Raw genomic sequence first — 26,786 nt, 5'->3', positions numbered from 1 at the left:
AGTGCTGGGGGTATTTGAACACCTAATTCAAGAAACCAAGACTCGCTGTGCCCAGTGCAATCGAGCCCCTAAAATTGCGCAACCGCTAAGCAATCTAAGTGTCACTTTTCAGATGCATGTGCGCAAGGTTAGCCCGAAAGCGGAAGTTAGTAGGTACGCGCCACATCTAAAGTAGACGTCGGCGCACGCATGCATGTGCCCCCCTTAGGAGCACTAGCGAATATGTATGGCAATGATGTCGGCGAACATCAGTTCGTTCTTGGTATCGAATATCCTGACTTCCATCGTGTGGATGCCTCGATATTCTGCATTGCGATTCCAGTTGAAGACGCTTGGCTCACGTCCGCGATTGGCCGTGTTGGGGAGCACATTGAACGTGCCACGCTCATCAGCCTCCATTTTTGCGTTCACGGCTTCTTGGCCATGATTTTTGCGAATCCATTCCCCCCGTAAAGAAAGGCGAAGTCCATTAAGGGCATGGGCCTCTATCTGAATTTGGAAAAATATCGTGGTGTTCTTGTTAACGCACCGCGATAGAGATTTGTATTCTTTTGATAGGTGCGTGTCTTGAGACAGCGCTCTGAACGTAATTCCCGGATATGCTTTCGCTCCATTCACCAAGGCTTGGCGCATGTCTAAGGGAATCGGAAGCAGCTTCGCGAATTCCTTAAACTTAAGCTCATGAATTTCATAGTTGTGACTATCGCCGTCCGGGAGTATGTAGTTCGGCCTTAGGTACGGTACTTCTACCGGCTTCCCATCCTGCATTTCCGTCTTCTTCCCAATGTACATCTCTGGGAAATCGAGGTATTTCACAAGATTGTTGCCGAGCATTGCTCTGTCTTTGGACGCCATCGATTGCAGCTTGGCTGCCGCGTCAACATAGAAAGAGGTGGCGGTGACCTCTGACACGTCGGTGTATCCATAAGACGACCAAAGAACCTGGTCGTCACCACCATAATCGATGCCCACACGGAAGCCAATATCGCTCGGGTCGATTCCTTGCTTTTCCAAGCCGGGGCCGATGGACTCATCCATCAGAAGTCGTAGCATTGCGGCGCAGTTGATAGCCGCCATGCAAGCGCTTTCCCTATCTTGGCGAACGCCGCCGAAGTATGCCATCAACGCATCACCCATGAAGCGGTGTACATGACCATCCAGCGCGCGCACAGTCTCGGAAGCAGCCCGGAGAATCGTATTTTTGATTTTTCGTACGACCATTAGGTCATAGCGAAGAGAAAGGCGAGTCGAATTCTTGATGTCGATGAAGACAGTAGTGATGTGATGTTTTCGCACGACGTCCGTGCCATCCAGATACTCAAAATCAGGATGTGCGCCGATTGTGCCAGTGTTGATGCCTTCCTTTCCAAACCATTCGCGAATAGGACGTTGAATAGCATATTCATCAGCATCAATTTGGGCAACGTCAAAGCCAGACCCGTCAGCTGCATCGAACGTGTGAACGGAATCGGACCGGCGAACTGCCTCGTCGAGAACCTTTTTGGATTTCGCAAGAGTAGAGTAGCTATCGGAATTCAACATTGACTCGAAGCTGGAGCGGAACAGGTCTTGGTTTCTTTTGCTCATGGTCCTGACTCGTTAGGTCGTCAAACACAAGAAGAAGATGGTCAGTAAGCTCAGAGGGAGCTGTGCTTTTGCGAGGATGCGAATGGACCCATTGAGAGTTTTCATTTTTTCTGACACGACCCCAGCCATGACATGTGCCTGACGCGCCAAGTCCTCGACAATCTCTGAATCGGTGATTTCGTTTATGCGGTTGACGTAGCCATCGCGGCCGCCGGCTAGGTTCGCCACATCCCCGAAGAACACAATTGAAGGCTGTTCGTGCTGAGCGCGTCCTGGTGGCGTCTTGGGATTGAGCGCTTCATATGCCTGATGAGCAGCGTAGAGCGTAGCCGCGACTGAGGCGCCGGCGAAAAGTAGTGACAGCCACCAAGACCAATCTGCAGTGCGTTTGGCAGAAAGGTCGATGACTTTGAAGGCCACACCGCCGACATATGCCATGCAATAGGAAAGAATGACCGCAATCTTGGCGTTGGTGGCACCGATATACACGTCATATCGTTTGATAATTTCAAGAAGAAGCTTTTGCTGATTTTCAGCGCGCTTCGAATCCACTACCCCCCCATCTGCCATGTAGCCCCCCCCCACATTCTGTGATGTTGATTTTTTATTATGACATGAGAGTCTTTGCCTGACCAACAGCTGAGTTGGCTACCTCCATCCGCTGTCCAGGCGCACCAGCCTCTCTGCGGACCTTTCTCGTGAAAAGACGCCTGTGAACGTAGTCGGCAATGCAGTTGGCATGAGCCATAGCTTCTAAATTCAGAGTGCAAAAAAGGGAGGGGCGCGCTTTAGGGCCCTTTTTTCTGCCAAATCGGAATTAATCGTTTGCATTCACTCCTGTCAATAATTGCCAATACGGAAATTATTTGGTTGAATTCGGCATATTGAAAAGACAATAAATTTATATATTTCAATTAAAAAAATACATTAAAAATTCACCGCTTGGTTAGTTGCGTGACGCTGACACTGCTTGTATAGTGAGACCCACACCTCGGCAGTGAGGGGTGTAAATGTTGCAAGTCGGTTTCAGTGCCGACCATACAATCTATAGTTCTTGTTGTAATTTTGAAAAGAACTCATGGGCGAAAAGCGTCCAGCCTAGAATAATAATGAGAAGGTTGGTACGACGATAATCGTGCCCCAGAGCAACGGCGGCATAGCTAATGTGGTCTCGATACGATTAACTTGGTCGTGTCACGACGAAGCAAATTTTGACCCGAGTCGGGCAAGGTTTGATTTGTTTACGAGGCTGGATAAATCGACGTCAAACTTGAGAGTTAAATCCCCTGTTTGGACGTGCGCAAAGTAATTTTCAAATTGTTTTTACGCAGGCAATACGGCTTTCGCCATTTGCCATCGATTTCTATTTTCTATGGGGCTTTCCATGAGGACCTTTCCTGGTCAATCGCAACAAATCACGATGACAGTTTCGATGTCCCGTGACCAATATGAAGAAATGCGTCCGATGCTGGAATATTGGATGTTGATGGTGCCAACGCTATGTTTTTTGGATGTTTGCTCCGTCGGGCATATTAAAGATTACCTTGCAACCGGCGCGTTCAAAGATGAGAAGCACGAGGCTTCGATTTTGAATCTGAAGCGTTACGACATGGCTCAGCACGGCGTTTCGTATTTGCCGGCCCTCATGGAGAAAGCAAGCGACCAACGAAGCAAGTTTGACGAAAATAACTTCGTTATTGAGGCAAAGGGGGATTGGGAGGCGTTGCGCAAGTTTTTTGACAGCGCACGTATTGTTGAACCTCAAGAATTCATTGAATCTTATGCCCGAGAAGTGTTCGGTGTTCATCCGGAAATTAAGATTCCAGATTATTTGAAATTCTTAGAATTTGCTAACAGTCTCCGTCTGCACGATAACATCAAAGGTTCGTCCAAGCGGTTGGGCGTCCTCGATATGTTGTGTGAAAAAGCTGACGAGTTGGACATTTCGAGACGACACCCAGTGGTAATTACCACCGCGGCAACTTTGTTCGGGTGCGAAGCCGCTAAGCATGTCATGAAGTTCTGCGGAAATCCGAATAACTTCAACGCAGGCAATGCACTTGGTGACATCCAACTCGTTCAGCGCGTGAAGGGAACGCTGACTAAAGCTATTGAGCAGGAGGAAGCGCGTGGTGGTCGATTCAAGAAAGGTGAATTCATCACTGCTGATTCAGGCCTCCAGAAACTGTTCCAGTATTTCAAGGTTCAGGTTCTGGATGAGCATGTCGGGGAAGACGGGGTCGCTCAAGAGTTTCATGTCGAGCCAGTGCAATGTTATCTGTTTGTCGACCTTTTCGACGAGAATCTGAAACCTAAGGGCGGTAAGGCTGGCAAGGCGCTGGAGCAAGTTCGCAAGATGCTTCTCCTTGCGTAGTCTCTAGCTAGATAACAGGCTTTCGTCGTATCTCTCAATTAGATGGCTGGTTATTCTGACTCCAGGTTCTGTCTAGGACTTGGAGTTTTTTTCGCTAAAAACAATATCAAGAACCGGATAGAAAAAGATGTCCCCTAAAACTGACTTCCACGCTCTCGCAAATTATTTGGCGGAGCTAGAACAAGACACGGTGACGATGACCATTGATGAGATACGGAGCAAAGTTGGACATCTTCCCCAAACAGCAATGCGCCATACTTGGTGGGCTGATTGTGGCGACGCTACACGGGGAATGGCACGGCACCTGAAGGCGGTGGGTTGGAAACGCTTAGAAGCACGACTTAGTGAACGCAAGGTTAAATTTTGTCGTATGGCAATGAATCTCGCCGAGATGCATTTAGCCCTTCGCCCCACTGCAAAGAAAAAGATTTACGACCTACTGGGACAAGCAGGGATTTCTACAGCTGGTTGGCACAAAAAGTTCGATGGGACTGCGGTTGTGAAAGTAAAATCCAATCCGAACTTTTGCTATAACTGGTCGTTTGGTACGCCGGAGGAAGGGTACGTCTTATGTATCTGGTATGAATTTCTACGTGTCGATGGCGATGAAATCGTATATACCGAGAACATGCGGGCTTTGGCAAAAAGGCTCACGGAACAGTCAAATGACGAACGTGTGGACGAAGCACAAAGAAGGCGTGCAGCTTCGCAAGCCTCACGCGCTACTCAGTACGACATCGTATTGGCTGACTCATTTAAGGCATCGAGCGCTGTAAGAGTGATTGTATCGGACGGTACGCGCCACGACCGTGAGCAACAAGATGAAGAGGGTAGTTCCACGGTAAAGAACCGTGAGCTGGACCGGATGCCATGGTATGTGCATAGCTATAGCGTTCAAACTGGTGACATTCGTATGGTTCGCGGGAGGCGCCCCGATACTTTGGAAGACGTGGCAACCGAACCAGGGGATGACAAGAATGACGGGGATAAAAAAAGGCCTGACAAGATTCAGCTGCGCGCCATCAGAGTTCGTCAAGGGCAAGTGGATTTTCGGAGCGAACTGAGGGCGGAGTATTCAGATACATGTGCAGTCACCGGCTGCACTGTCATCGAGTTGCTCGATGCGGCTCATATCCGACCGCATTCAGTGGCGCCAAACTATAATTCTTCGAATGGCTTGCTACTTCGCACGGATATTCACACGCTGTTTGACCTGCACAAGCTTTGCATTGACAGCGATATGAAGGTCCGGCTTTCACAAGACCTTTTAGACTCACCAGAGTACCAAGTGCTGGAAGGGCGTTTGATTAAGCTGCCGAAATCAGCTAGGGCACGGCCAGATAAAGATGCGCTGCAGGAACGCTTCCAGCAATTCAGACCTTAAGGCGGGAAAGCACACGACCTAGCCCGAATTAGATTCGAAGCTTATATTCACACACAATTAATTCCGGTCAAACAATAAAAATGAGTTTATCAGACGGTATCCTGCAACAACTTCTATACAAAAGCGAAGGCGTCGACCTGGACTTTAAACAGGCTCAATATCGATTCATCGGCGGCGATGAGGCGGTGAAGGCAGAGCTCTTGAAAGATATACTTGCCATGGCCAACTCTTGGCGCGATGGAACTGGCTATATCCTCATTGGCTTTAAGGACCGAGCACCTGACCCGGCTGAGGTCGTAGGTATTGATGCTAGCGAACGAATTGATGATGCACAGCTTCAGCAGTTCGTGCATGGCAAGGTGACTCCGAATCTGAGTTTCAAATATGAAGAACGCATGTTTGAAGGGAAGCGTATCGGTATCATCTCGATTCCGGTTCAACCAAGACCATTTTATATTTCGACGACGTATGGTCGAGTGAAGTCAAATGTCGTGTACTTACGCCGCGGTAGTTCTACTGCCGAAGCAAGTCCGCTCGAAGTCATGAAAATGGGCGAAGTTGCAAAGGTGGCTGACGCACCTCAAGTCAAAATTGACGTTCTGAATGCGGACAACAGTGAACACTCATTGTCTGCAAATCTGAAATTCCTACGGCATGGAGAGCTCCGCGACTACACGGCCGCTCCTACGACTATAGGTATATTGCCCGTTCTTGGAACTTTCGCAAACTCAGATTATTACCGTGAGTTGGCGAGCTATGCCACCTTCACTGCGGGCAGCCTGACGTTGAAGCTAAGAATAGGAAATCATTCAGTGTTTCCTCTCAAAAACTGTAAATTCGAGTTTCGTGTCGTGCCCCAAGATGTGCCGCACCTTATCGTTCCAGAATCGGATTATCCGGATAAACCGAAGCGCACTGTGGGCTACTCCGAGAACCTTCCCTTTTTCGAAACGTTGGATAAGCAAGTCATCCGACTTCGAAAGAAGGGTTCTCAAGCGACTGGGTACGCGCGCTTAGATACTATTCTGTCGGGAGATGAATTCGTTACAGAAGAATTTATGATTCAGCTGTTCGAGCCTTGCAAATTCGAGCTTGAGGTAAAGGTCTTAGCAGAGCAATTGTCGCCACCCTTTATTAAGAGAATCGCTTTCACGGTCGATGGTGAGCACATTGCAGTCAACGAAAATACGCTGGTACACGATTTCCCAGTAAAGGATGAGGAAGAGCTAGAAGAATAATTCAGTTGTTGAACTGCGAGGAACACATCTAAAGACCAGAGGGAATCAGGGGGGAGATATGGCCGGTGCACGCGACATCATTCAAGAAATAGCGGAAGTAAGAGAGCGACGTCGATATGGCTCGGCGATGGCGGAGCTTCCGATACGACTCCATGCAATCCGTAATGCATTTTCGCAAGTGGATTCCGAGCAGAGGGAGTTGCAGAGGTACTTTCCTGTGGCGCTAGTCGCATGTCTGGAAGGCTACTTCCGTATGGCAATCAAGGACTTAATTGATTTCGGAGAGCCGTATCTTTCGAATGCGGAGAAACCTGCGAACGCGCTGAAGTTCGATTTCACCGTGATGCGTGCCATTCACGGTAAATCGATAACGTTCGGTGAGCTCATCGCCCATGGCACTCCAATTAGCCGATTGGAGCATATCGACAGCATCCTCTCAACCTTAGTTGGCAAGAGCTTTCTGACTTCCCTCCGAACCGTGGAAGACCGATGGGCACAAGAAGTCCATGGGATGCTCCCGGAGCCAATTCTTTCTGACCCAGATGCGGTCTTCAAAGGTGTGAGTAGAGCCTTTGAGCTTCGGCACATCATTTGCCATGAAATCGCTTCAGCATACGAGATAACCAGTGCCGAAGTAGCTGACTGCCTAGAGAGCTGCATGTTTTTTTTGAAGGCAGCAGACGAATTTATCTCAGAAACAATGCACCCCAATGCACCACTTTCTCAGAGTGAAATGAATATTGCCGCGTCAGAGGAGAATGCCCAGAAGATGGAGGAGCTTGAAGCTGCCATTTCTGAGTTCCGGCAGAAAATTAATGAGGCGGAGCGTGCGGAATTCGATGTGACCCAGAACAAGTGGAATGAATACCGCTCTACGTGGGCCAATTTTGCTGCAGACCTTAATGCCAAAGGCGGGACAATCTGGCCGATATTTTTCTTCGAGGCGCAAAATTCAATTATTGAACATCGAAAAAGCGAAATTGCTCATTGGGATAGATTTAATTCCAACTGAGGAATTCACCAGCTGTCTCGGTCGTTGACGGACTCTCAGGCAAGCATGTGATGTTCGATTTTCGTCGGTGGATAAATGCCAGTTGGAGGCCAGGCTTCTCTGCAAGTAGCTAACGTGCCCGTGTTCAGGAATGACTCGAACGATTTTGCCAACCGTGTGATTAGAAGGTATAGATTACTTGCCCTATGACTACTTCGTTTTTAGGCTCTTGCACCATACAACCCCCTTCATTATTTTCGAATCTTAACATTGCTAAATCCAGCGTACTTTCGACAGGAGTCTCTCAATGCGTGACCCTCAAATTGAAGCAGTTCAACGGAAATATATTGCTGTTACGCTTGAACAAAAGGTACGTGAGTTAGGATTTTTCCTTGCGATGATGAAGCAAGGTGGTACTACTTCCGAGTGTCTTTTTCATGTGTGGATGAAGGCCAAGAGGAAGGCGTCGGAGGCGGAAGATGAGGCTCTCAAGGGAGCCTCTCGTGCAGTTCTTTTTGGATGCTCAGCTTTCTGTAATGCTGCGTTGACACTGAAAGATGCCGTCCAGACCGTAATTCAAGAAGATATTACGTTGGAAGAAATTCACGCGTGCCGGCATGGTGAATTTATATTTCAGCTTAGGAATGCTGCGACTCACGATGGTATCCCAACCATGGATGCATGGGTTGATGGGAAATACTATTTCTTGTCCACCCGGGTCCGCTATGGTCAAGGGAAGAAGAGCTCGCCAATTACCATTGCTCCACCACAAGTGGATATCGTAACATGTTGCTCTGAATTTGCTCACGATTGGTGTGTACTGCTGGCCAATCGTTTGGCTCCACATGTCGGCTCATCTGACCTGATTGGTTCCATCTTCACCCCCGAATCGCTTGATGAAGCTTGGACCAAGACAGATATCCTTCCCGCATTCACTGTGGATATGTATCAGCGGCTTAGAGACAAGATTCATGAACGAATCAAAGCTGATACAACTGACCCGTTACCTGTTGCCATTTCAGAGCTGCAATTAGTCGCTAGTGAGAACCCAGTACAGGTCCCGCCGAAGTAATTAGGAAGCGCCTGCGGCAAAGTGCCCAGATACGTATCATTTGTCGAGGAGAGGGTTGAAATGCAGAAGCCCCGACTAGCGGGGCTTCTGGTACATCGGGTCCGATTCCTCTTACCTAGCAGTTGCTAGGCCAAGCAGAACTTGGCGGGCCACCTCGCGTGTCGGCTGGAGAGGTCCTTGCTCGAAGTTTATGAGGCCTGTATTCAACACGTAAACCCCAGAGCAGCCGAGATGCGATACCGTCCACGATGTCGTAGACATTTGAATCGAGTAGGTCTAGTTTTGATGAAGTCATGTTCCATCGAGTTGCCTCGTAGCGAGGTTAAACCGTCGCGAGAATACAGAAGATTGGTGGTCAGCGGCTTCTCTGTCGCAGCACGTGGAAATGCCGCAACGCTGGTCACAAGTGGCACAGGAATAATGATTCCGGTATGGCCGCGAAAATGGTCGCAGGGCTTCTCTTGGTTATTCCACTCCAGGTGGAACCTCATTCCTGAGGCGGCGCTTAGCTTTTGCCACGGACACCCGCTTTGCTAAGCCTTGCTGGTCTTTCGACTAGACCTCCTTACTGGCTGTTGGCTTTCACCGAAGCGGCAGGGAGGATTTATGCTCTCTTAAGATAACTGGACCAAGGTCGTATGTAACGCCAATCGATTTCGGAGCACGAAACCAGCCACGGCACAAATACCGCATCTACATGCAGAAGCCCCGACAAGCGGGGCCTCTGGTCCATCGGGTCCGATTCCTCTTACCTAGCGATTGCTAGGCCAAGCATAACTTGGCGGGCGACCTCGCGAGTCGGCTCAAGAGGTCCTTCAGAACAGAATACCAAGCTGATGGTTACAACGCAAACTCAATGCAACCTGGGAGCGATTCCGTCTACATGTTTCAACAGGTATCGCAGGGCAACTTCATTGGCTGCGCCGAGGCTCAACCCGACATAGCTCTTGGCAAGACGGTAAGAGGAGCCGACATAAAGGTCAACCAAGTACGGCCCCTCCAACCGGCAACCAGGGTCGAATGTCGGGTCTCTACGGACACACACATGCACGAATTCACCTGGATGGACGTCCGAGAGAACGGAGAATGCCTCAACGAGCTCTAGTGCGGCTGACCTATTCAAAACGGGCATTAGCTTGTCTCCAGCCCCGTCGAGTGCATACCATCCCCGCCTTCGATACGTGGCATCACTTGCGTCATGTCTGTCGTCAAGTCGGCCAGCCTGTATCGTTGGCGGGTCGACTCTTCTATTCTGAAACGGACACTCTTCCCCGCTCGCAACAGAATATCGACGAGAGAATCGATAGTGATATTCTCAGGATTCATCCGCGTTATTTCATACACCCGCGCGGGCTTCACCCCAAGTTTGTCTGCGGCACCGGCGTACGTGAGTTGGTTCTCATCCACCCAGGCCGCGACCTCCTTCATCAGGCTCTCCATGAGAGCCAGTTTTTCCATGAGGACCGCGTCCTTTTCCTCCTCACTTTCCGGAACCTCGGTCGAATAGAGCACTGCGGTCGGTATGGCACTCTCGACGTCCGCTACAGCAATACGAATTGCCTGCTCCAAAGAGGTAGCACTGCGCGTGAAATCGAGAACAATTTTCCTAGGCGCACCTATGCCAACGAGAGCATCCATGCAGCCAGCCTCACCGAGCCTCTCCAAGATATCTTCCACATCACCGGCGTTGTCGGCTGGGTCCAGCCCAAATCGAAGGGTGAATTCATGTTCCATGTCGCTTCCACGTGGAGCCGATGGCATCAGTTCAGGCCGCCCCGCGACGAAAACAAGCTGCTCTCAAACAGAGCATCGAATGTCCGAAACAGGTGCCAATTTTTCCCAGCTTGTCCGAAATCCACTTCGATTTATGGTGGATTTGTCCGAAAAGTACGTAGATTTTAAGATTAGTTTCCGGAAGAACATTGCTCGACCTTCGTTCTCCAGAATTACTCCGAGTAAGCGGCGTTATACAGATTTAGGACAATTATCCGACTCTTGGATAACGCCGATTTCAAGTCAGTTACCTCAACCGCTCAGCATTGGCGTTCACCTGCGCTGACATTTCTCGAACTGTGGCTGGTCGAACATCCGCCGCCTTAAGCACTTCACCAAATCTACCCGCAACGACCAAATGCCTATCTATATGTTCTTGCGCCGTACCGGTCGAGATACCTGCACTGGCGGCAAGCTCAATCATGTGCTTGCGAGTAATCGTCTTTGCTTCCCCCATCACATCCATATGATGATAACCACCGGGGCCCGGCGCAAAGGTTAGGTCGTACGCCGGCGAGAGCTTCCATTGACGCTCTCTATTAAGCCTGAACGAAAAATTCTTGGGATGGTCATCCCGATTATTGAAGACGACATTGAAAACTACACGTGCAAATGCTTTCTCTACTTCGTGCTCGTCCTTCGTGAAATTGCGCGTTACCTTAAGAAAAGTCTGGTAGTCGAGCGCCCCTGGCAGGCGGAAGTCGGCGTTGGTCGCACCAGCCAAGGTATGGATTGGGACGCACATACCGTCTTCTCTGTCAAAGCGAGCAACACCAAATGCTCCAAGCTCCGCAGAGAGGTCAAAATAGCGAGTGTCAGGAATATCTATGCCACAGTCTCGGGCAAGGCTGGCATAGCAATGCTCAATAGAGCAGACCTCCTTATGTTCGCCACTCGATTGAAATTTCACCAACCAAGGGACTCCGTTCGGGACTCCCTGAACTCCCATGGCGCCGGTGGACACGTTGTAATCCACTAGTGCCTTCGGGCGTGCGCCGTGCGGTGCTGCTCCCAGAGAAACCAGCCTTTCTAAGAACTCACGGTCCTTCCCACTCATGACTTCCTGCGCATGTTCCGCAATCTGGAGAAGACTCACGTCATTCTCAGTGTCCCGGTGTACGTCTGATAGCAGGTATGTAAGCGCGCCCATGGTGAAATGTCCCACGAACGACAGCCGGTCCAAAGGAGTCTTATTGGCAACCTCAATACCCTGCTTCATCCATAGTCTTTCCATCAATAACATCCCCCATCCATCGGGGAGACTATCTGCAATAAGACCAGGCAAACGATGCTGCGTCTCGGGGAACCCGGAATATACGTTTCTCGATAGCGGTAGCTTGAGAGGGGAAAGCTCAAGGGTTTCTTCCAGAGCTTGCCGGCTGTATTCGAAATAGATATTCTCGCCAGCGCCCTGCTCTAAGGTTCCCAGGAGCCAGCACTCTCCCCAGCCTCCGTAATAAACATCAATATGTCGCCTGTGGCAAACGCTCATAGCGGCCAATCTGTCTACGGCAATTTGGACCTTCGTCTTAACACCCAGCTTTGATGACAGTCCGCGAGGCCCCTCCCTCATCATCTTCAGCTCTTCTTTCTCGAAGATATCGAGTTCGAGGCCGAATCGCTCAAGAACGGCCATAAGCTCTATGACTGAATAGTCGCCAGTTGCATCTAATATGCGGAGTATCGTGCCGACGCGCAGTCCTAGTTCTTCATCTAGGTCATCGTAGTTATAAGCGCACCGACTCAGTTTGTTTCTGAGAAAGTCGGAGATATCCTCAATGTTCTTCATCGTAGAAGCCAAAGTGATTTCAACTCCCTTGGGAAGTCAGTATAGGTTGGGAAATATATGGTGATGGCGAAGTGCATGGCAGGTCTCTGGGCGGCACCAATGAAGACAGTTTAAGCGGCCATGCAGAAGGAAAACAGGGCGATTCGAAAGGCAATATCGGCGATGCCTCATTAGACGGACACCGGAAGTCCTGAGGCCGATTAGGCGGTCAAAAAAGGCCAATTGACGGAGGTCGAAATTGTGGTGTTGGAAGAGCACCCCCACTGCAACATGACCTCTGCCCGACCGATGAATTTCTATGGCCGCCAAGCCGGTCCGTCCCTAGCGTGCCCGACTTCGGTAACCGATTGCAGCTAGAATTACCATGGGGAATCACAATTAGGGGAACGTACTAGATGTCGAATTTCAATTTCACCGCAACCATTACACCTTTCGTCGGCGGCTTGGCTAATCAATTGAGCTTCATCAAAGGCGATTCGTCCTGGTATACCTGGCGAGGTAAAGATTGGGAATACGCCTTCTCTGTTGAATTCAACCCGACTAACGACCGCATCGAGTTACGCGTAGAGAGGCGCCCAAAACAACCTCCGGCTTGAAGGGACTTCCCGTAATTCCCATCAACATCGGACATGCTGGTTCCTTGTCGAATCAGAACGACACTACTGCCAAATACTTTTGAGACATCCACATCATATTGGGGGAAATTGAAGTGAGTAACGACCAAGATACGCTATCTGATGAAAAAATCACCACTCCTACGGAGAACCAACTTAAGGCAAGTAGAGAAAACGAGGCAGAGTTGCAGGCGGCTCTCAGCTGGGCCATGCCCCGCGCAATGGAAGATGACAACCAAGTTCGGAAAACAAATCAGCTTAAAGAACGCTCTTGGGCTGCGCTCACTCCGCCCAACCAAGCGCAATCAGCTGTTAGGCCAAATGCGAATGGTTATGACATGCTGGCCGTTATTGGGGCAGAGCGATTTATTATCCTCGAACATAAAGTCCTGAATAAAAAGAGTGACGGTACGTACGAATTTGATTCTTCGGGAGAACAGATGTCTTTAATGGCTAGGCATGCGGAAAATAATCTGCCTTGCCATTTCACTTTCCAAGACCCTGACAAACCAATTCCACAGTTTTCTTATCTTCCTACATACGCAAAGGCCCGCGAAAAGCTCGAAGACATTCGGGTGGTTCTCGCAACAGATTTACGTTCGCAGACGCAGTTCGTCCTGACTGAGGATGAATATGGCGCTCTAAAGAAAACGAATGTCTTTGAGCTGATGTTTGGTACGCAGCACTCGGCAGCGGGAAATGGAATGTCAGTCGATATCGTCTCAACGCTCATTGAGATTTTAGAATCAAAAAACGGACGACTGGACAATCTCACATTGTTGCTACTGGGGCGTGCGAATGTCACGATGATGTCGGGCGCCAGAATCGCTCAACTGGTAAACAAGTTCTACAACCAGCGTCAATATTTCACCCTCAAGACTTCTGGGGAAATTCTCGGTAAATTTTTCCTAAAAACTATATCAATTGCAATTCTCGAGAATCCTGACAATCTGTTCCCGGACCAAATAGACAGCCTTGTTTCAAAAATGAGCGAGGTACTTGAAGATTCTAAGCTAGCTCGCCAACAAAAGAGCGACGAACTAATGCAAATTTGCTTTGGCGGCGTCACGCCAATCCTCACTAACGCTGCGCAGGCTGCTTATCCCTATCTGGATTCGCTCTATGAGCGCGTGAAGAAGCCGAAGGCGGACAATGACGGAAAACCGCAAGAGGATGTCGATGCCAACCCCTTTAAAATTATCGAAGAGACCGAAGCAACATTGAGAAAAACCAAACTAAAACGCTAGGGTGTACAAGAACTCTGGTCACGCCGCATCCGCGGCGTTTTTTTATGCCGATATCGGAGAGGTACGTCGTTTTAGATTTGCATCGTGATGGGGGTCAAATCGGCCGTAAACCCAGCCCCCATATGATAAATAGAGAAACCATTGGTCATTTTTCATTTAGACCGAAAAACTCACTTGAATGGGGTAACTTGTGCCATTCGATTCACAATATTTTTTGAAGATTTTCCGAATGAATTCAGTTACTTGCGGCAGTCTCCGCGACTCGATGAGTAGGGCAATCATTGGTCACGAACATGTATGTAGGCCAGAAATAGAAGGCTTCCCTTTTCAAGAGGGAAGCCTTTTTTCTTGGGGGGCAAATCTGGCGAGAGTCCACGTGCAGCATGGAAAGAACGACTTCTATTTCCGTTGTCCCTTGATGGGAAAAGAACGCTATTTCACCCCCACCATATTGACGAAGATTTGCTCCATTTCGATACGAACCGCATCTGAAGAGCTAATACCAACTCCCGTTTCCTCATTATTCATTGGGTCCACACCCGACAGGTGTCTTTGTCGTTATCGCAGATGAGATTTCGTCCGTTCATCCGAGCAAAAAATCGCCGTTCCTAATTGCAGCTGCTTGAGCATAATTAGGTTGCCAAATAAGTAATATTATCATAGTGATAATATTGTATTTTGGAATCAATATAGTCCGCCGCGTCCGACGTCAGTTGCGAAATTAGGTATTTAACGCTATACCAAAGTCAGTCCCAGAAAGGCTCTCCGGCTAGTTCCATGATTTTCAGGACTCACCATATTTCCATTTTGCAACTTCGCATTTCATTGCCCTAAAAGCAACTTTCCGGGCTTATCGAAAAAATATTTCGTTTTGGTTGTGCGCAATTTAAATTTTTTTTATTGTCAATAAGTCAATAAAATTCGATGAATTCGGGTGTCCTTTTGCTTTATTCGCGGCTAATTTTAATGCCCCAAAGTGGAGTCCTCGGAGAGGATTTTTAGGTCTTTTCACGAAGCAGATTTTCAGCATTTGCCCGTCAACCCCAATGCGACCATCTAGCGGCTCAGCACCAAGACTGAACCGCCTCAGCACAACACCACTAACATTAAATATATTCTTGCAATTCTATTGCCAATTTATTTTTACGTCGGCGACGACTTTCTACCTTTAGCGGCTGCATCGATGTCAACCTGCTGAAGAAAATTTCGAGCTGAATCCGACCGCAAGCAATAAAGAACAACGAAGAAATCTGCGAGCGAAATAGCACCCGTTTCGATATGCCTTCGCAGCGTTGCCTCCGAGTAACCCGCATTAAATCGAGTCGTCATCGGCAATAGCTCATCCAGACTAAGAGGGCTTGCGTCGAGCTCTGCATTCAGCAGCTTAACTGTCCTAGCTTCCCAGCTTCCGCCTGCTTTAAGAGGTTTATCCCACAACGCAGGCGCAACGTATTTCGTTGCCACCAAAATCTGAATGAAGGTCACTAGAGATACTGCGTCCTTAGAAATCATTTCGGCGACGGCGTTTTCTCTCGTCTTGACGTTGATGTTGAGAAGGAGCGCTTGTAGCTGAGATGGCTTGACATCTTTTATGGCAAGCACACCCTTAACAGCACGAGTCGCTAAATTTTTCCACGATATGTTCATTTAGCACTTGACCTCAGAAATTTAACGACTATTGTTTACTGCAAGCCTATTGCCATTTTCCACTCTACGTATTTGGTAGATTTGGGAAACGCAGCAATATCTAGTGATTGCGACTTTCGAAGCCAATGAGGAGTCAGCGAACTGAAAAATCAGACCGCTTATTAGCAAAGAAAAGTGGTGGCGAAGGCAGCCCTTGTGAACGAAAAAGGTACCTGGTTGGCGCACGCGTATACGCGCAAGCATACCCAAGAAGGCGCTGAATGGAGTGGTTATCGCCGCAAAAAAAGGGGGTTGCAGCGCCAAAAACCATCGGCTAGGATGCGTCGCTTAGTGAATTCGCCTCCCAGGCTACACATGCTGAGAGGTCGAAACATCCAGGGTTTAGCTTCAGATGTGCGAAGTTAACTTTTGGAAGTAGTAGTGTAGTTTATTAAGAGCGCAGTGTTTACTTTTCTGCGCCGAGTGACGGTATGACCGGCAAGCGTATTGCCAAGATTATCGACACGCCCAAAAAATTGGGCCCGGCCACGTTCCAGCGTGTCGGGCCCGGGCAAGCCCTAAGGCCATGCGAACTACGCGCGGATGGTCTCATACGGGGCTTGTCTTGTCAAACTTTGAGCGAGGGTTCGCAGGAATCCTTGCGCGTTGAGAGATAACATGAGGCCTTCAAGCATCCGCCGTCAATTTCCCTGCATCACCATTGCGTGCGAGGCTTCCCTCGTTCACGCAGACGCTGCGCCACCGCATTGCACCGAGCCTCCTTGGACCAGAAGTCCATATCGAGGCGAACCTGTGCATAGCGGAGAGCGCAGCTATGTCTGAAGAGCTTCTACCGTCTCCCTATGAAACAGCGGCTCCCGTCACAGCTGACGATTCCAGCGAAATCACGCTAGGAGCGCTGGGCATGTTCCCGCAACCTGAGCTCGAGGAGCTTCTTCAGGTGCGGTCGACGGATACGTTCAAGGAAGCCCTCAACCATCGAGCGATACCCGAAGACCCTGCACTGTGGGAGGGGGATGTTGCGCATAAGATTCGCGCATTATCGCGGTTCAAAGACAGCACCCGTATGACGAACGAGATGGTGACGTTCGTACAGGAAATCGACGGTTTGATGCAGAGAGGATTTCAGCTCCGCACGCACAGCGACCGAGGACATCGCCAAAACTTTCATAGTTTAGCGAGAGTCGCCAGGAAGGAGCTTAAAAGGCCCATGCCTCCAGTGTTCGATTCTCTGGACGGCCGCTGCGCGACCGTATCAGGTACCGCTGGTCAAGGAAAAACGCGGTTATGGCAGCGGTTGAATCAGGCGTATCCATCCGCGATGGAGCTTCGAGGGACATTGCCAGCACCCACCAAGATGTGGGTGATTCCGTTCTTTTATCAGCCCTATCCGTTCGACGGCACGTTTTTCGGCTTCATGCAGGATATGCACACACGCTTACTGTCGCACACGATGCAATTTGGCTTTACCGAGGATATTTTCGAGGACTTACTCAATACGAACATCGTGAGTGCAGCAAATGCAGCCGTTGCGATTCTGAGCTTCTTTAATGTCGGCATGTTCGTCTTGGACGGCTTCAGTGCAGCCGCAATCAACGCCGATGCGAACCCGATTTTGGCATTCGTCGGAAAGTTGAAAGACTGGACCAGCATTCCTGTGGTCTTGTCCGGCACAGATGCCTGGATGAATGCGGCAGGTTTGACAGGCACAAAGGGAACCTGCATTTTCAACGGCCCCTCCCTCAGCCTGCTTCCGACCCCGAATCCGATGAAAGGGGGCGAGGAAAAGTACGTGTCAAGTCTCTGGTACAAGCAGAACCAGTGGATGTGGGAGAACGGAGTCTTCTCACCCACTCACACCATGCCACCAGCATTGCCTATCTGGACCTATGACCTAACCTATGGAAACTTGGACTGGCTCTCACTAGGGTTCCAGGCGCTCCATGTGGCGATTGCGAAAGACGCGACACTTTTGGAGCGTGAAAAGCTTACACAGGATGAAGTCAGACGACATTTCCTGATTGCCCTTCGCCTTCTCCAGCCAGCTCGGAATTTTATGGACGTAGTGAGGGATAAGCCAAAGGGTGTGAATAAGTTTGATTTCGTCCACCACATCGACAGGCTGACTTTGGCCGAAATATGTCGGTACAACAAATACTGGGTTCAAAAGTCACATATGAGGGCGCCATGGCTTGCAAAGTAGGGGCGATTAGCCCGGTCTATCCGCCGTTCCCAGAAGGCGAGCTTGTTCCGTCGTTCATTCCGCGATTGCTTCAGTATGCGCGTAATGTTTCGCAGGCGAAGGCTTACAAGCTGTTCTTTGACTGCCGGCCCGGACTTAATGTCATGCCCAGACGAATGGCCGAGTTTCATGACCTCATTGGTCACAACTATGGCGATTTGCGTTCGAACATTACAGGACACACCCACATTTATCTGTTTCTCACGGGTCTCCCCTTCAGCCGTCACGAGGAGCAATACGCACGCCTGGAAGGCAACCTGCCTGGACGGACGCGCCTCGCAATTCTGCCGCCGCTATGCTCGGCGGTCGACGAGGCCTGGAAAGTGTGCCCAGAGTGCGAAGAAGAGCAAATGGACGGCGGCTTCACCTTTAGCCATCGCGAACTCGCGTTCGATGGCCTTGCGGTGTGTCCGAAGCACGGAATCCCTTTGCATTCTGGAGGGGAGCAGCTTTTGCTCTACGACAAAGAGTGCTTGAAAACTCTGACGCCGGCCCAGGCCAAGAACAATCAGGAATTGGGCATCAGAGCAGCTCATTGCATGAGAACACCTCCTGAACTATCTGGATATCACAAGAGCGACGTTATTCAGGCACTTCAGCAGGCTGGCTGGATGATGATGAACCGCCGCATGTTGCTCGGAAAGTTTATTGATGCCTTTATCAAGCGATTTGGTGGAAATCTCGGGCACGCGATGCTGGACTACCTATGTTCGAGCGAGGTCAATATCGAAAACGCCATCAGGAATCTGCTTCGTGAAGAGCGCGCGCTGCCTCCTTTGTGGTGCCTTCTCTTCGTATGGTTTTCGGAGGAATGCAAGCTTGAGGTGCCGCCGAAGGTCGAACGACAACAAAGAACGCGACGTCCCACAGTCACTCCGACAGCTGAACAGATTGCTGAGAAGCTGGCAATTCACGGAACGATGACTGCGACCGCCAACGCAATGAACATCAACCTCAAACGCCTTTGTGCCCTAGCTACCGCGTATGAAATCAAATTTAGCAGTCGTCCTAAGGTCGTGGACGAAGCACTTCATGCAGCAATTATGCGGGCTTATGACGAGAAGGTCCGTCCGCAGGAAGTCGCGCGGAGATTTGGTATCAGCTTGGGGACGGCCTATGCACAATTGGTGAGCCATCAAGGAAATTTCAGCCCGAGTGAAGAACTTAACGCTGCCCGGACCGAAAAGTCGAAATATGAATGGAATCGGCTGAGGGCATCTCGTTCCGAGGAAAGCGCGACGGCCTTGAGGAAACTGAATCCAGGCGCTTGGAAGCAACTCCGCACGAAGGCTCCAACATGGCTGCGGGACAACTGCCCTCCCCTTCGTTCACCAATTCGTACGAAGGGGCGGGAAATGGACGCTTGCCTGCAAGCCCTACTCCTGGCTTCCTGGAAGAAGGGAAATGACTTATTCACCTCGCCAGGAAATAAGCCTGTTCGCAAGTCTGGTTATCGCATGCGCGCTGCCACAGGCATCAGAGCGTCGGTATTGCGTCGCTCCAAAGCATCAGGGGTGCTTCAAGAATATTTGGAGACTCACGAGGAATACATTCAGCGACGCCTAGATTGGGCATTCCCGCACGGCTTCCCTGAGGATACGCCTACGTGGTTCCGGGCAAAAAAATGCGGCGTGAGGGAATCTTCCCTACTCAAGATTCTGAATGCAACACACAACTCTAAGAAGAAAGAAAAGCCGTAGATGACGCATCACGCATTTCCCATGCAATTTTTTGAAATGAGCATCAGACCGCAAGAGGACATAACGAGTTTTGCAAGAGATTGCGCGTATTACCGAATGCGAGGAGACATTCCATTGGCAATGAGTTTGCGAGGCGGTACGAAGCGAAGCCCGTCCTGGATACATCCGGGAGGTCTTTCTTCATTTGTGGATTGCGTCCCAAGTCTTCTTCCAAGTCTCGATGCTGTCATTAGAAATCACACTCGCTATCCATTGTTTGCAGCAATGCTGTCTCCGCAAAAAAGAGAGATGCTTTATCAGTATCACGTAGATAGCTTGTCGATGCCGTTCAACCAAATCTCACCTCGGATGAGCGGCCCCCTACCCGGCCGCCTCGCGATGTGTCCCGACTGTTATGAGGAGGACCTTGATAATGGTTACGCGTTCTGGCATCGGGAATTTCTTACGCCTGGGGCAATGGTTTGCATCAAGCACAACAAATTTCTGCTGAAACGTTGTGATGCGTGCGACGTCGACTCGCGCGCCGTTTCGTCGAATTGGCCAATAAGCCTGGAATGCGCCTGCTCAAAAAAGCTGACGACAGTTGCTGAACTACCCTTAGCAGAATACGTATCAAATCATTCTTACATGAGACACGTCCAAAACTATCTCGACGGAACGCAACCCGAAGAACTTACAGCAGACAACGTTCTAAAAGCCATTCAGCACAAGTTAAGCCGAAATCGAAATCAGCAGGCTCCTGCGCATCAGCTAAACATGGCATTGGAAAAGAGAATTGGTTCAGCCGGTATCAATCGACTTAAGTTTAGTGCGGCGACTATCGACGGCATATCTGGGTCGAGACGCAAGATAAAACCAGCGAGGAACCCACTTCAATTGCTTACGGCATTCGATGCTGTTTTCGAAAATATTGAGGATTTCCAAATGACCCTCCGGGAGGCCGACGAAATGTCCGAGACGAATGCACCCTCCAGGGGAAATAGATGGAGGCAGCTTACTAAACAGGAAATCGACCATCAAACACATGAAAGTCGGAAATGGCTTAAATCGGCATTGAGAAAAAATCCGTCGATATCGAGAAGCCGTCTGCTACGTATTCCTGGAGCAGGCCGACATCTATATCACCTATATCACCATGATGCTGCATGGTACGCGATGCAACTTCCACCGGCCGCTCAACTTGGGAAGCGGCCTCCAAATAACCTTGAAGAGCTGGTGACACAGATGGTTTGCCATATCAGCTCTCGGTATGAATTAGGCATGGAGATTTGGCCGCCGATGCGAGTGACTAAGCGCTTTCTGACTGAAGGAACTACGAACAAGAAGTCGGTGAGCGTGATGACGTCGCCGGAGGTCATCAACACTCTCTCGCAGTGCATCGAAAGTGACGCGGAATGGCAGGAGCGGCGAATTCAAGAAGTCTGCAAATTTGTTGCTACGAAACGTCCTGATAGCCCCTACGCAAATCCTGAGACATATCGCGGCCTCCAGGGAGCAGCCCTGGCTAATCGAATCTTCTATGCTCGACACGGGGCACGATGATGCGCAAGGATAGAAAAGAGCCATGGGGCGCGTATTCCAGCCTTCCTGCCGCCGATAGACGCTGGAAGAAAAAACCTGTCCCTCATGAAGAGGAGCTGGAATTGAAACGTCTCACCGATGCACTTCAAGCTCCAGATGACACTTATGCTTGGCCGCCAGTTCTGCCTGAAACGGATAAACGAGGCGTGGACCAGGTAGGCCATGGATACAAGCCGTATCACAAGGCAGCCAAAAGCAAGGTCGGCACCGCAGGAAATATGTTTTTATTCAAGGCACAGGGGATGTCTCCATTTCACTCTCACGTGGAGCAAAAGCTACTTTTGTACTTGGAGCAACTACCCAGAGTTCGTGCAATCCGCCCTCAGTACGCCTACTGGGATGCAAAAAAGCTGCAGCAGTATTCGGCCGAAGGTAAGCGCTTCCCGAAGTCGTTCGTGCGCACGTTTGACATTGCGGTCACGGTAGACCGCCCCGGAAGCACGGAGTTGGAAGAAATCCTATTTTCGGCGAAATCATCAGCAAAGTTGGAATCTGACGAGAATGGGAGCATCGAGGCCCGCCATGAGCGTGACCAGGCGGCCGCTGATTTGCTTGAATGCGATTTCCGGGTGTTTACGGAAAGGGCTGTGCCGAAACTGACCCACCTGAACAATGCGCGAATTGCCATGTATATGTGCCGCGTAGAAATCGACGAAATTGAAAAGCTGTCACCTGATGCCGAGCGCTTCGCGAATGCGTTGAAGGCAACGAAAGCAAAGGGTTCATTGAAGCGTGTCATCACCATGGTTGCGAAGAGGCCAGCGTTCGGCTGGACAGTGCTTGAAGGTCTCCGCCATTTCGCGGTTGCGCACGTGCGTGGATATTTGAGATGGGACCACAACAGCAGATTGCGTCACGACCTTCCTATGGTGCTGGTCGGGGATGAATCGCACGTGCGAAATAAGGCCGCGGCAAAGAAGGGGAAAGCATGACCACATCCCCTCGTCCAGTGCTCTCTACACATCAGCTATATGTCGTTCCGTTTCGCGGCCAAGACTTCGCGTATCGTTTCCTGGCTGACGACGGCACTGACTACCATTTTATGGAGGTCGGTGCGTTCATTGGCAAAGATTTCAAGCGCCACGCGCCCCCTGATGCAAAAAAGGAGAGGCGAGTCCGCTGGACATTGCGAAAAGTTCGAGAGCTTAAAGAAGAAGGATATCTCGACTTGGACCATCGAGTTGAGGCCAGACTTCCTCCAAGGCTCATCAGAGCTACTATCCAAAGAGGTCAAAATCCCAAGCTAGATGAGGCGCGGGAGGTTCTCGCCCTGATTTTCCCACAACCCGCTCCAACCCCTAAAACTCCAGGCGCCGAAATCACGGATGAGGATAGACGGGGTGCGAGACTTCACTACGAAGAAAAAATCTACCCTCAGCAACTTCACACGCTCGTCACTGACGATAAAGCATATAAGCAGGCTATTACGGCGGCTCATAAGGAGTTTCCTCACATCCCACGAAAGACAATCCGTGCCTGGGTTGCCAAACACATCTTTTATGAAGCTCACGAAAATTCTTGCCTCTCTCACGACTGGCTAAAAGGTGGAAAAGATAAGCCGCGAGCAGATATAAGGAGCGTTTCGGGGACGCTTCGTGCACGCGGGAGACCGACCAAACACGAAAAAGCAAACAAGAATTCGAAAATCAAGCGGAGACCAATTTCGAAGTACCACCTGCGCCGTTGGTTTTCGTTCTTGCGTGATGTTGGCGCAAAAAGCATGGCGACGATGAAGACACTTGTCGCTGATTTCAAGGCCCTTGGTGTGGCACATAACACGCCATCCGGGAAGAAAATTCCGGAGGAAACTGATGCCTCAAAAATAAATGCAAATAGGAAAAAATCGGGGAAAAAGGATAGAAGTGAAGAGCGAATAGGTTTTCGCATAAATCCGAAATACCTCGGAACGGATGACTATCTTGCCAAGCGCGGTCGCGTCCCGTTGAGCCGCGCTCGCGCCGCTTATCGTGAGAAGCACCGCTGGGACGTCGCACAGCGGATGACCAGCGGCGGTAGTGCTCAGGACTTGGTTGATGGCGATTTGTCCGTTCTCGACCTCGACGCAACTTTGCCAAAAAACTTCATCGTTTTAGAGGGCGAGGAGGGCACACGAAAGCTAAATGGGAATGCACAGCCACTCGTATTTCTTGCTGTTGACCGTCGCACGACAGCAATTGTTGGGTGGTACGTCTGTTTCGGCCATGAGAATGGTCGTGCATACGCCAGCCTACTCTACTCAGCATTTACCGATAAGGAAGATGAGTTAGCTCGATGGGAGGTTTCTGGTTTAGAAGGGATGGTTTTCGGTTTTACGAATACGATTTTTGTTGACCGCGGCCCCGGGATATCTGAGGCAGTACAGCGGAAGGCCTGCGAATTGTTGCGCCTGATGTCTTTGTACGCGGAGCCCGGCAGAGGCGAAGCGAAAGGACATGTCGAAAATCGCAATGGCTTGATGCAACGGGACTTGATGCACCTCCCTGGTTCAGGCCTCGAAACCAAGAGCAAAGTTGAAAATCACCGGCGCAACAGAGACATTCGTAGAGGTACTGGGGTCACTATCGAGGTGTATATGCAAAAACTGCTCGGCTGGATTAGCAAGCGGAATTTGACTGTCAACAAGAAAATCTGGCTGACCGAGGAAATGCGCATTGCTGGAGTTCCTCAAACACCAAAGGCCGTCTATGAATTCCTCAAGAAAACACCAAGTGGTGATAGAAGCCTCCCATGGTCTCGCGAAGAACTCTACAAGAAACTCAGCACAGTTTGGGACCGTACGACACGCGATGGCTACATTCAAATGCCAGGTGGTCGCAAGTTCTTCTCCCCTGAACTTGCAAAGGAAGCGGAGGAATACTTTGCTGACCACCGAGAATCTATGCCTGTGAAGGTACTTGAGGTCCCATCTCAACCCTTGGAATTGTCGTGGGAGCGAGAGAGCGATGGGCGATTGATGCCTCTCAAGCCGACAGCTACCACAGCGGAGGCGTTTGCAAACACATACAGTTGGGTCCATGAGAAGCTCGAAGAGCTCACAGACCTTGATAACAAGTTGAACGCGATGAAGGAAGAACAAAAGCAAGTGAAAGAACACAACCGCAAGGTTCAAACCGGCATGATTTCGCTCAAGACTCAGTCAGAAATGCAGAAAAGCGACGCGAAATCTACTATGTACAGCAGCACTGGCCAGAAGCGTCGAGCACTACGTAAGTCCGCGAACGTTAAACAGGGTGAAGTGGATGCGCAGCATCACAGGGATATGTTTGACAAGGATAGAGGAGGTACCTCTGATACGCAGGGCCGTACGCAAGCCTTTGTGCACGACGACGATGACATATCTGTCGTTGATGACCAGCAGGATTTCTAGTGACCTGAGACTATGAAAAAAACTCAGTCGGCCCTACTCCCTCCTGCCTTGACCACGGAAATGGTCAAGCTTGGAAACCAGTTTAGTCGACTGAGGCTTGCGCATAAGGTCACTCAGACAGATGCTGCGTTGCGCGCAGGGATATCACGCAACACTGCCTATCGCATAGAAAGCGGAGATGCCGGAGTAGCTGTTGGCCAGTTGCTTCGCTATATGAAAGCCATAGCGCCTAGTTTAACGTTCAAGGAATTAATCAATGAGTCTTCAGTGGAGCTACTGGCATTAAGCGCGCGTGAGAAGACAAGGCGTACCAGAAGTGCTTGGGAAATTCTTTTCAAGGACGGTCCTTGACCGCATTCGCTGGATTGCCATCAGGCGGTCCGCTGGATGCGGCCCGAACGCTCTTCATATGGACTTCGTCTTTGCCAGAATTCTGCCTGGTCCCTTCAACCGCAATAAGCGACGGCTCGCAGAGGCGACGCCCAGGAGATGAGTCGCCTGCGTGCGCACAAGCTCGGCAATGTTCAGCAACAGCGCCCTCTCTTCATCAGTATACATATTAGACGTTGCTAGCTCAAAGGCATGTTCCAGCGCCGCCGGCGCCATCGCCTCGATTTCCTTAATCAGCTCGTCGACGGTAATACCGGCATCCGTGGCGAATATATCCAGGTCGCTCGCAGTCACCTCCTCAGCCAAGAGGGCGTCACCAAATGCCATAGCCATCTCAGACACCACGTCATAGACACGGGTTGAGACCAGGTCATACGCTGGCGCCGGCGAAATTCCGAGTCGATACTTAAAGAACGAGATGTTCTTGGCATGCGCATCACTGTTCCCGATAAGCATGTTGAATAACGCCCATCTAACGAGCGCAGTCGTTCCGTGAGTAGGTACCATGAACTGCGGCGCCATTTCGAAGAGCGAGCGGAACCCTATACAGTCATCTTATGAAGCCGATGCTTATTAGGCTAGCGGGACGAATGCCCAATGACCTTAATGCTCGATATATCGAGCATTAAGGTCTCTTGGTACGATTTGAGGAGCATTTACGGACCAGAGCCTGGCCCGGAACTCGGCCGCGAATCTGAGTCATGGTCAGAGTCTGGGTCAGAACTCTGATTTGAGGTCGGGCCCAAAATAGGTCCGTTACTTGGCCTATTGGATTGATGGTCCTGCATCCATTGGTAGACCTCAGCGAACGATTGAAGCCGCACTGATTTCATCCGACGCAAATCGGGGTCTAAGGCAAGGAGAGTCAATGTCGACTTGCTAGCGCCGCTTGTGTCAAGCATAACCCACGTCACGTAGGCCTCAAAATCCTCCCGACTTACCGACCTCGCACTGCCTCTCCGCAGAAATTCTGCTGCAAACTCTACACCCCATATCCGAGTGTACTCATCTGGCTCCTCGTCGGCCAAGCCACATTCCGTTCCAAATACGGATGTATTACATACCTCTTTCCGATAAATGTTCAACCGCCCTTCATCCGTTGCGCTATCGGTCCAAGCGATAAAGTGACACTGGTCATGAAGGCTGCGCATATCCCGCCTTTCGGCGACAAGCTGGCAAAGTTTACGTCTGCGCGGCTTTCTGTTCTCAGAAACACAGTCGATTTCCGTATGCTTGAATTCTATAAGCGCGAATCTGTCTGAATCAGAGATTACATAGTCACCACCCACATCTCTATCTTGGGCGCCGACGGAGAATCGATGGAACTGCCACTGGTATGCCTCGGCTGCCCGTCTCATGTGCTCGTTGAAGTTGTCTGCAAATGCTTGTTCGCTCATATGCTCCTTGATATCGAAGTTTTGCCGAGGCTATCGCAGCTTGGCCCTGAGGGGCTTACTTAGGCTGGCAATAGAAAGACGCTGGAACTCAGCTTACCAGCCAATGCACTTGGCGCCCTCCATATCGGTATAACTGCCCTATCCGTAAAAACTTCCCCTGGATTTGGCTGTGCGGGAGCCATCAACTTCCATCGAATGAGATATTTAAATACGTCTGCCGAAACGTATCGAGGCTTCTGAGAAATGTGCTTAGCCATGACCCCGTTGTACACATTCACGTCAAAATAGCCGACCCTATCAACTTGACCACTTTTGTCTCTTAAGACACTAACAACGGATACCCAATGTCCTTCTCTACCGGGTATTGGAGTTCCTGCAGGAAGACTTTTCGTC

Annotated in this window: 19 protein-coding genes; 13 read left to right on the top strand and 6 right to left on the bottom strand. The window is 50.1% G+C overall.

What is annotated here, in order from left to right; translation table 11 throughout:
• Window positions 1-213: 213 nt before the first annotated feature.
• Both BGK68_RS08025 and BGK68_RS08020 read right to left on the bottom strand, forming a co-directional pair.
• Entirely contained in the window at window positions 214-1,587 is a 1,374-nt protein-coding gene (locus BGK68_RS08025) for a nucleotide-binding domain-containing protein (RefSeq protein WP_083657759.1), read from the bottom strand.
• Window positions 1,588-1,599: 12 nt separating this feature from the next.
• Entirely contained in the window at window positions 1,600-2,139 is a 540-nt protein-coding gene (locus BGK68_RS08020) for a Pycsar system effector family protein (RefSeq protein ID WP_143432979.1), read from the bottom strand.
• Window positions 2,140-3,019: 880 nt separating this feature from the next.
• On the opposite strand from BGK68_RS08020, the gene BGK68_RS08015 reads away from it, so the two are divergent.
• The 5 genes from BGK68_RS08015 (at window position 3,020) to BGK68_RS07995 (ending at window position 8,646) form a co-directional block, all read left to right on the top strand.
• Entirely contained in the window at window positions 3,020-3,961 is a 942-nt protein-coding gene (locus tag BGK68_RS08015; protein ID WP_075256660.1) for a hypothetical protein, read from the top strand.
• A gap of 127 nt (window positions 3,962-4,088) precedes the next feature.
• On the top strand, window positions 4,089-5,345 hold the full coding sequence (locus BGK68_RS27145; RefSeq protein ID WP_083657758.1) for an HNH endonuclease: 1,257 nt from the start codon (window positions 4,089-4,091) through the stop codon (window positions 5,343-5,345).
• A gap of 80 nt (window positions 5,346-5,425) precedes the next feature.
• On the top strand, window positions 5,426-6,583 hold the full coding sequence (locus BGK68_RS08005) for an AlbA family DNA-binding domain-containing protein (protein ID WP_075256659.1): 1,158 nt from the start codon (window positions 5,426-5,428) through the stop codon (window positions 6,581-6,583).
• A gap of 58 nt (window positions 6,584-6,641) precedes the next feature.
• The gene (locus BGK68_RS08000; protein WP_075256658.1) at window positions 6,642-7,595 is read left to right on the top strand and encodes a lysozyme inhibitor LprI family protein; all 954 of its coding nucleotides are present in this window, start codon (window positions 6,642-6,644) and stop codon (window positions 7,593-7,595) included.
• A 286-nt stretch (window positions 7,596-7,881) separates the two neighbouring features.
• Window positions 7,882-8,646: a hypothetical protein gene (locus tag BGK68_RS07995; protein WP_075256657.1), complete on the top strand. Its 765-nt coding sequence runs from the start codon at window positions 7,882-7,884 to the stop codon at window positions 8,644-8,646.
• A gap of 1,131 nt (window positions 8,647-9,777) precedes the next feature.
• Here the strand turns inward: BGK68_RS07995 and BGK68_RS07985 are convergent.
• On the bottom strand, window positions 9,778-10,380 hold the full coding sequence (locus tag BGK68_RS07985; protein ID WP_075256655.1) for an XRE family transcriptional regulator: 603 nt from the start codon (window positions 10,378-10,380) through the stop codon (window positions 9,778-9,780).
• Between the two features lie 286 nt (window positions 10,381-10,666).
• The gene (locus tag BGK68_RS07980) at window positions 10,667-12,208 is read right to left on the bottom strand and encodes a type II toxin-antitoxin system HipA family toxin (protein WP_143432978.1); all 1,542 of its coding nucleotides are present in this window, start codon (window positions 12,206-12,208) and stop codon (window positions 10,667-10,669) included.
• 395 nt (window positions 12,209-12,603) lie between these two features.
• On the opposite strand from BGK68_RS07980, the gene BGK68_RS27360 reads away from it, so the two are divergent.
• Both BGK68_RS27360 and BGK68_RS07975 read left to right on the top strand, forming a co-directional pair.
• Window positions 12,604-12,804: a hypothetical protein gene (locus BGK68_RS27360; protein ID WP_143432977.1), complete on the top strand. Its 201-nt coding sequence runs from the start codon at window positions 12,604-12,606 to the stop codon at window positions 12,802-12,804.
• Window positions 12,805-12,917: 113 nt separating this feature from the next.
• Complete coding sequence (locus tag BGK68_RS07975) at window positions 12,918-14,069, top strand: hypothetical protein (protein WP_143432976.1); 1,152 nt, start codon at window positions 12,918-12,920, stop codon at window positions 14,067-14,069.
• A gap of 1,143 nt (window positions 14,070-15,212) precedes the next feature.
• Here BGK68_RS07975 and BGK68_RS07970 read toward each other — a convergent pair.
• Window positions 15,213-15,716: a DUF6471 domain-containing protein gene (locus BGK68_RS07970; RefSeq protein WP_143432975.1), complete on the bottom strand. Its 504-nt coding sequence runs from the start codon at window positions 15,714-15,716 to the stop codon at window positions 15,213-15,215.
• Between the two features lie 814 nt (window positions 15,717-16,530).
• Between BGK68_RS07970 and BGK68_RS07965 the strand changes: the two genes are divergently transcribed.
• Genes BGK68_RS07965 through BGK68_RS07930 form a run of 6 tightly spaced genes read left to right on the top strand, consistent with a single transcriptional unit; the run spans window position 16,531 to window position 24,957 of the window.
• Window positions 16,531-17,919: a hypothetical protein gene (locus BGK68_RS07965; RefSeq protein ID WP_075256652.1), complete on the top strand. Its 1,389-nt coding sequence runs from the start codon at window positions 16,531-16,533 to the stop codon at window positions 17,917-17,919.
• Window positions 17,904-19,658: a hypothetical protein gene (locus tag BGK68_RS07960; RefSeq protein ID WP_075256651.1), complete on the top strand. Its 1,755-nt coding sequence runs from the start codon at window positions 17,904-17,906 to the stop codon at window positions 19,656-19,658. The genes BGK68_RS07965 and BGK68_RS07960 overlap by 16 nt, the downstream gene beginning before the upstream one ends.
• Window positions 19,659-21,200 (top strand): TniQ family protein, encoded by a 1,542-nt coding sequence (locus BGK68_RS27355; protein WP_143432974.1) that lies wholly within the window; start codon window positions 19,659-19,661, stop codon window positions 21,198-21,200.
• Complete coding sequence (locus BGK68_RS07950; protein WP_143432973.1) at window positions 21,197-22,171, top strand: PDDEXK family nuclease; 975 nt, start codon at window positions 21,197-21,199, stop codon at window positions 22,169-22,171. Before BGK68_RS27355 ends, BGK68_RS07950 begins: the two co-directional genes overlap by 4 nt.
• A complete protein-coding gene (locus BGK68_RS07935; protein ID WP_143432972.1) occupies window positions 22,168-24,606 on the top strand; it encodes a hypothetical protein in 2,439 nt (812 codons plus the stop codon). The genes BGK68_RS07950 and BGK68_RS07935 overlap by 4 nt, the downstream gene beginning before the upstream one ends.
• A 12-nt stretch (window positions 24,607-24,618) precedes the next feature.
• Window positions 24,619-24,957: a helix-turn-helix domain-containing protein gene (locus BGK68_RS07930; protein WP_075256645.1), complete on the top strand. Its 339-nt coding sequence runs from the start codon at window positions 24,619-24,621 to the stop codon at window positions 24,955-24,957.
• Between the two features lie 54 nt (window positions 24,958-25,011).
• On the opposite strand, the gene BGK68_RS07925 is transcribed toward BGK68_RS07930, so the two are convergent.
• Window positions 25,012-25,542, bottom strand: coding sequence for a HipA domain-containing protein (locus tag BGK68_RS07925; protein ID WP_267889737.1), 531 nt, complete (start codon window positions 25,540-25,542; stop codon window positions 25,012-25,014).
• Between the last annotated feature and the right edge of the window lie 1,244 nt (window positions 25,543-26,786).

Origin of the sequence: Herbaspirillum camelliae, assembly GCF_001929405.1 — a bacterium.
Classification (GTDB): domain Bacteria; phylum Pseudomonadota; class Gammaproteobacteria; order Burkholderiales; family Burkholderiaceae_D; genus Herbaspirillum; species Herbaspirillum seropedicae.
The sequence above is the reverse complement of the archived record's forward strand: the minus strand, read 5'-3'. Positions and strand labels throughout refer to the sequence as shown.

Bases quoted from the DNA above. Each gene is read 5' to 3' on its own strand.
- BGK68_RS08025 (WP_083657759.1), bottom strand. From the start codon at position 1,587: ATGAGCAAAAGAAACCAAGACCTGTTCCGCTCCAGCTTCGAGTCAATG.
- BGK68_RS08015 (WP_075256660.1), top strand. From the start codon at position 3,020: ATGTCCCGTGACCAATATGAAGAAATGCGTCCGATGCTGGAATATTGG.
- BGK68_RS27145 (WP_083657758.1), top strand. From the start codon at position 4,089: ATGTCCCCTAAAACTGACTTCCACGCTCTCGCAAATTATTTGGCGGAG.
- BGK68_RS08005 (WP_075256659.1), top strand. From the start codon at position 5,426: ATGAGTTTATCAGACGGTATCCTGCAACAACTTCTATACAAAAGCGAA.
- BGK68_RS08000 (WP_075256658.1), top strand. From the start codon at position 6,642: ATGGCCGGTGCACGCGACATCATTCAAGAAATAGCGGAAGTAAGAGAG.
- BGK68_RS07995 (WP_075256657.1), top strand. From the start codon at position 7,882: ATGCGTGACCCTCAAATTGAAGCAGTTCAACGGAAATATATTGCTGTT.
- BGK68_RS07985 (WP_075256655.1), bottom strand. From the start codon at position 10,380: ATGGAACATGAATTCACCCTTCGATTTGGGCTGGACCCAGCCGACAAC.
- BGK68_RS07980 (WP_143432978.1), bottom strand. From the start codon at position 12,208: ATGAAGAACATTGAGGATATCTCCGACTTTCTCAGAAACAAACTGAGT.
- BGK68_RS27360 (WP_143432977.1), top strand. From the start codon at position 12,604: ATGTCGAATTTCAATTTCACCGCAACCATTACACCTTTCGTCGGCGGC.
- BGK68_RS07970 (WP_143432975.1), bottom strand. From the start codon at position 15,716: ATGAACATATCGTGGAAAAATTTAGCGACTCGTGCTGTTAAGGGTGTG.
- BGK68_RS07965 (WP_075256652.1), top strand. From the start codon at position 16,531: ATGTCTGAAGAGCTTCTACCGTCTCCCTATGAAACAGCGGCTCCCGTC.
- BGK68_RS07960 (WP_075256651.1), top strand. From the start codon at position 17,904: ATGGCTTGCAAAGTAGGGGCGATTAGCCCGGTCTATCCGCCGTTCCCA.
- BGK68_RS27355 (WP_143432974.1), top strand. From the start codon at position 19,659: ATGACGCATCACGCATTTCCCATGCAATTTTTTGAAATGAGCATCAGA.
- BGK68_RS07950 (WP_143432973.1), top strand. From the start codon at position 21,197: ATGATGCGCAAGGATAGAAAAGAGCCATGGGGCGCGTATTCCAGCCTT.
- BGK68_RS07935 (WP_143432972.1), top strand. From the start codon at position 22,168: ATGACCACATCCCCTCGTCCAGTGCTCTCTACACATCAGCTATATGTC.
- BGK68_RS07930 (WP_075256645.1), top strand. From the start codon at position 24,619: ATGAAAAAAACTCAGTCGGCCCTACTCCCTCCTGCCTTGACCACGGAA.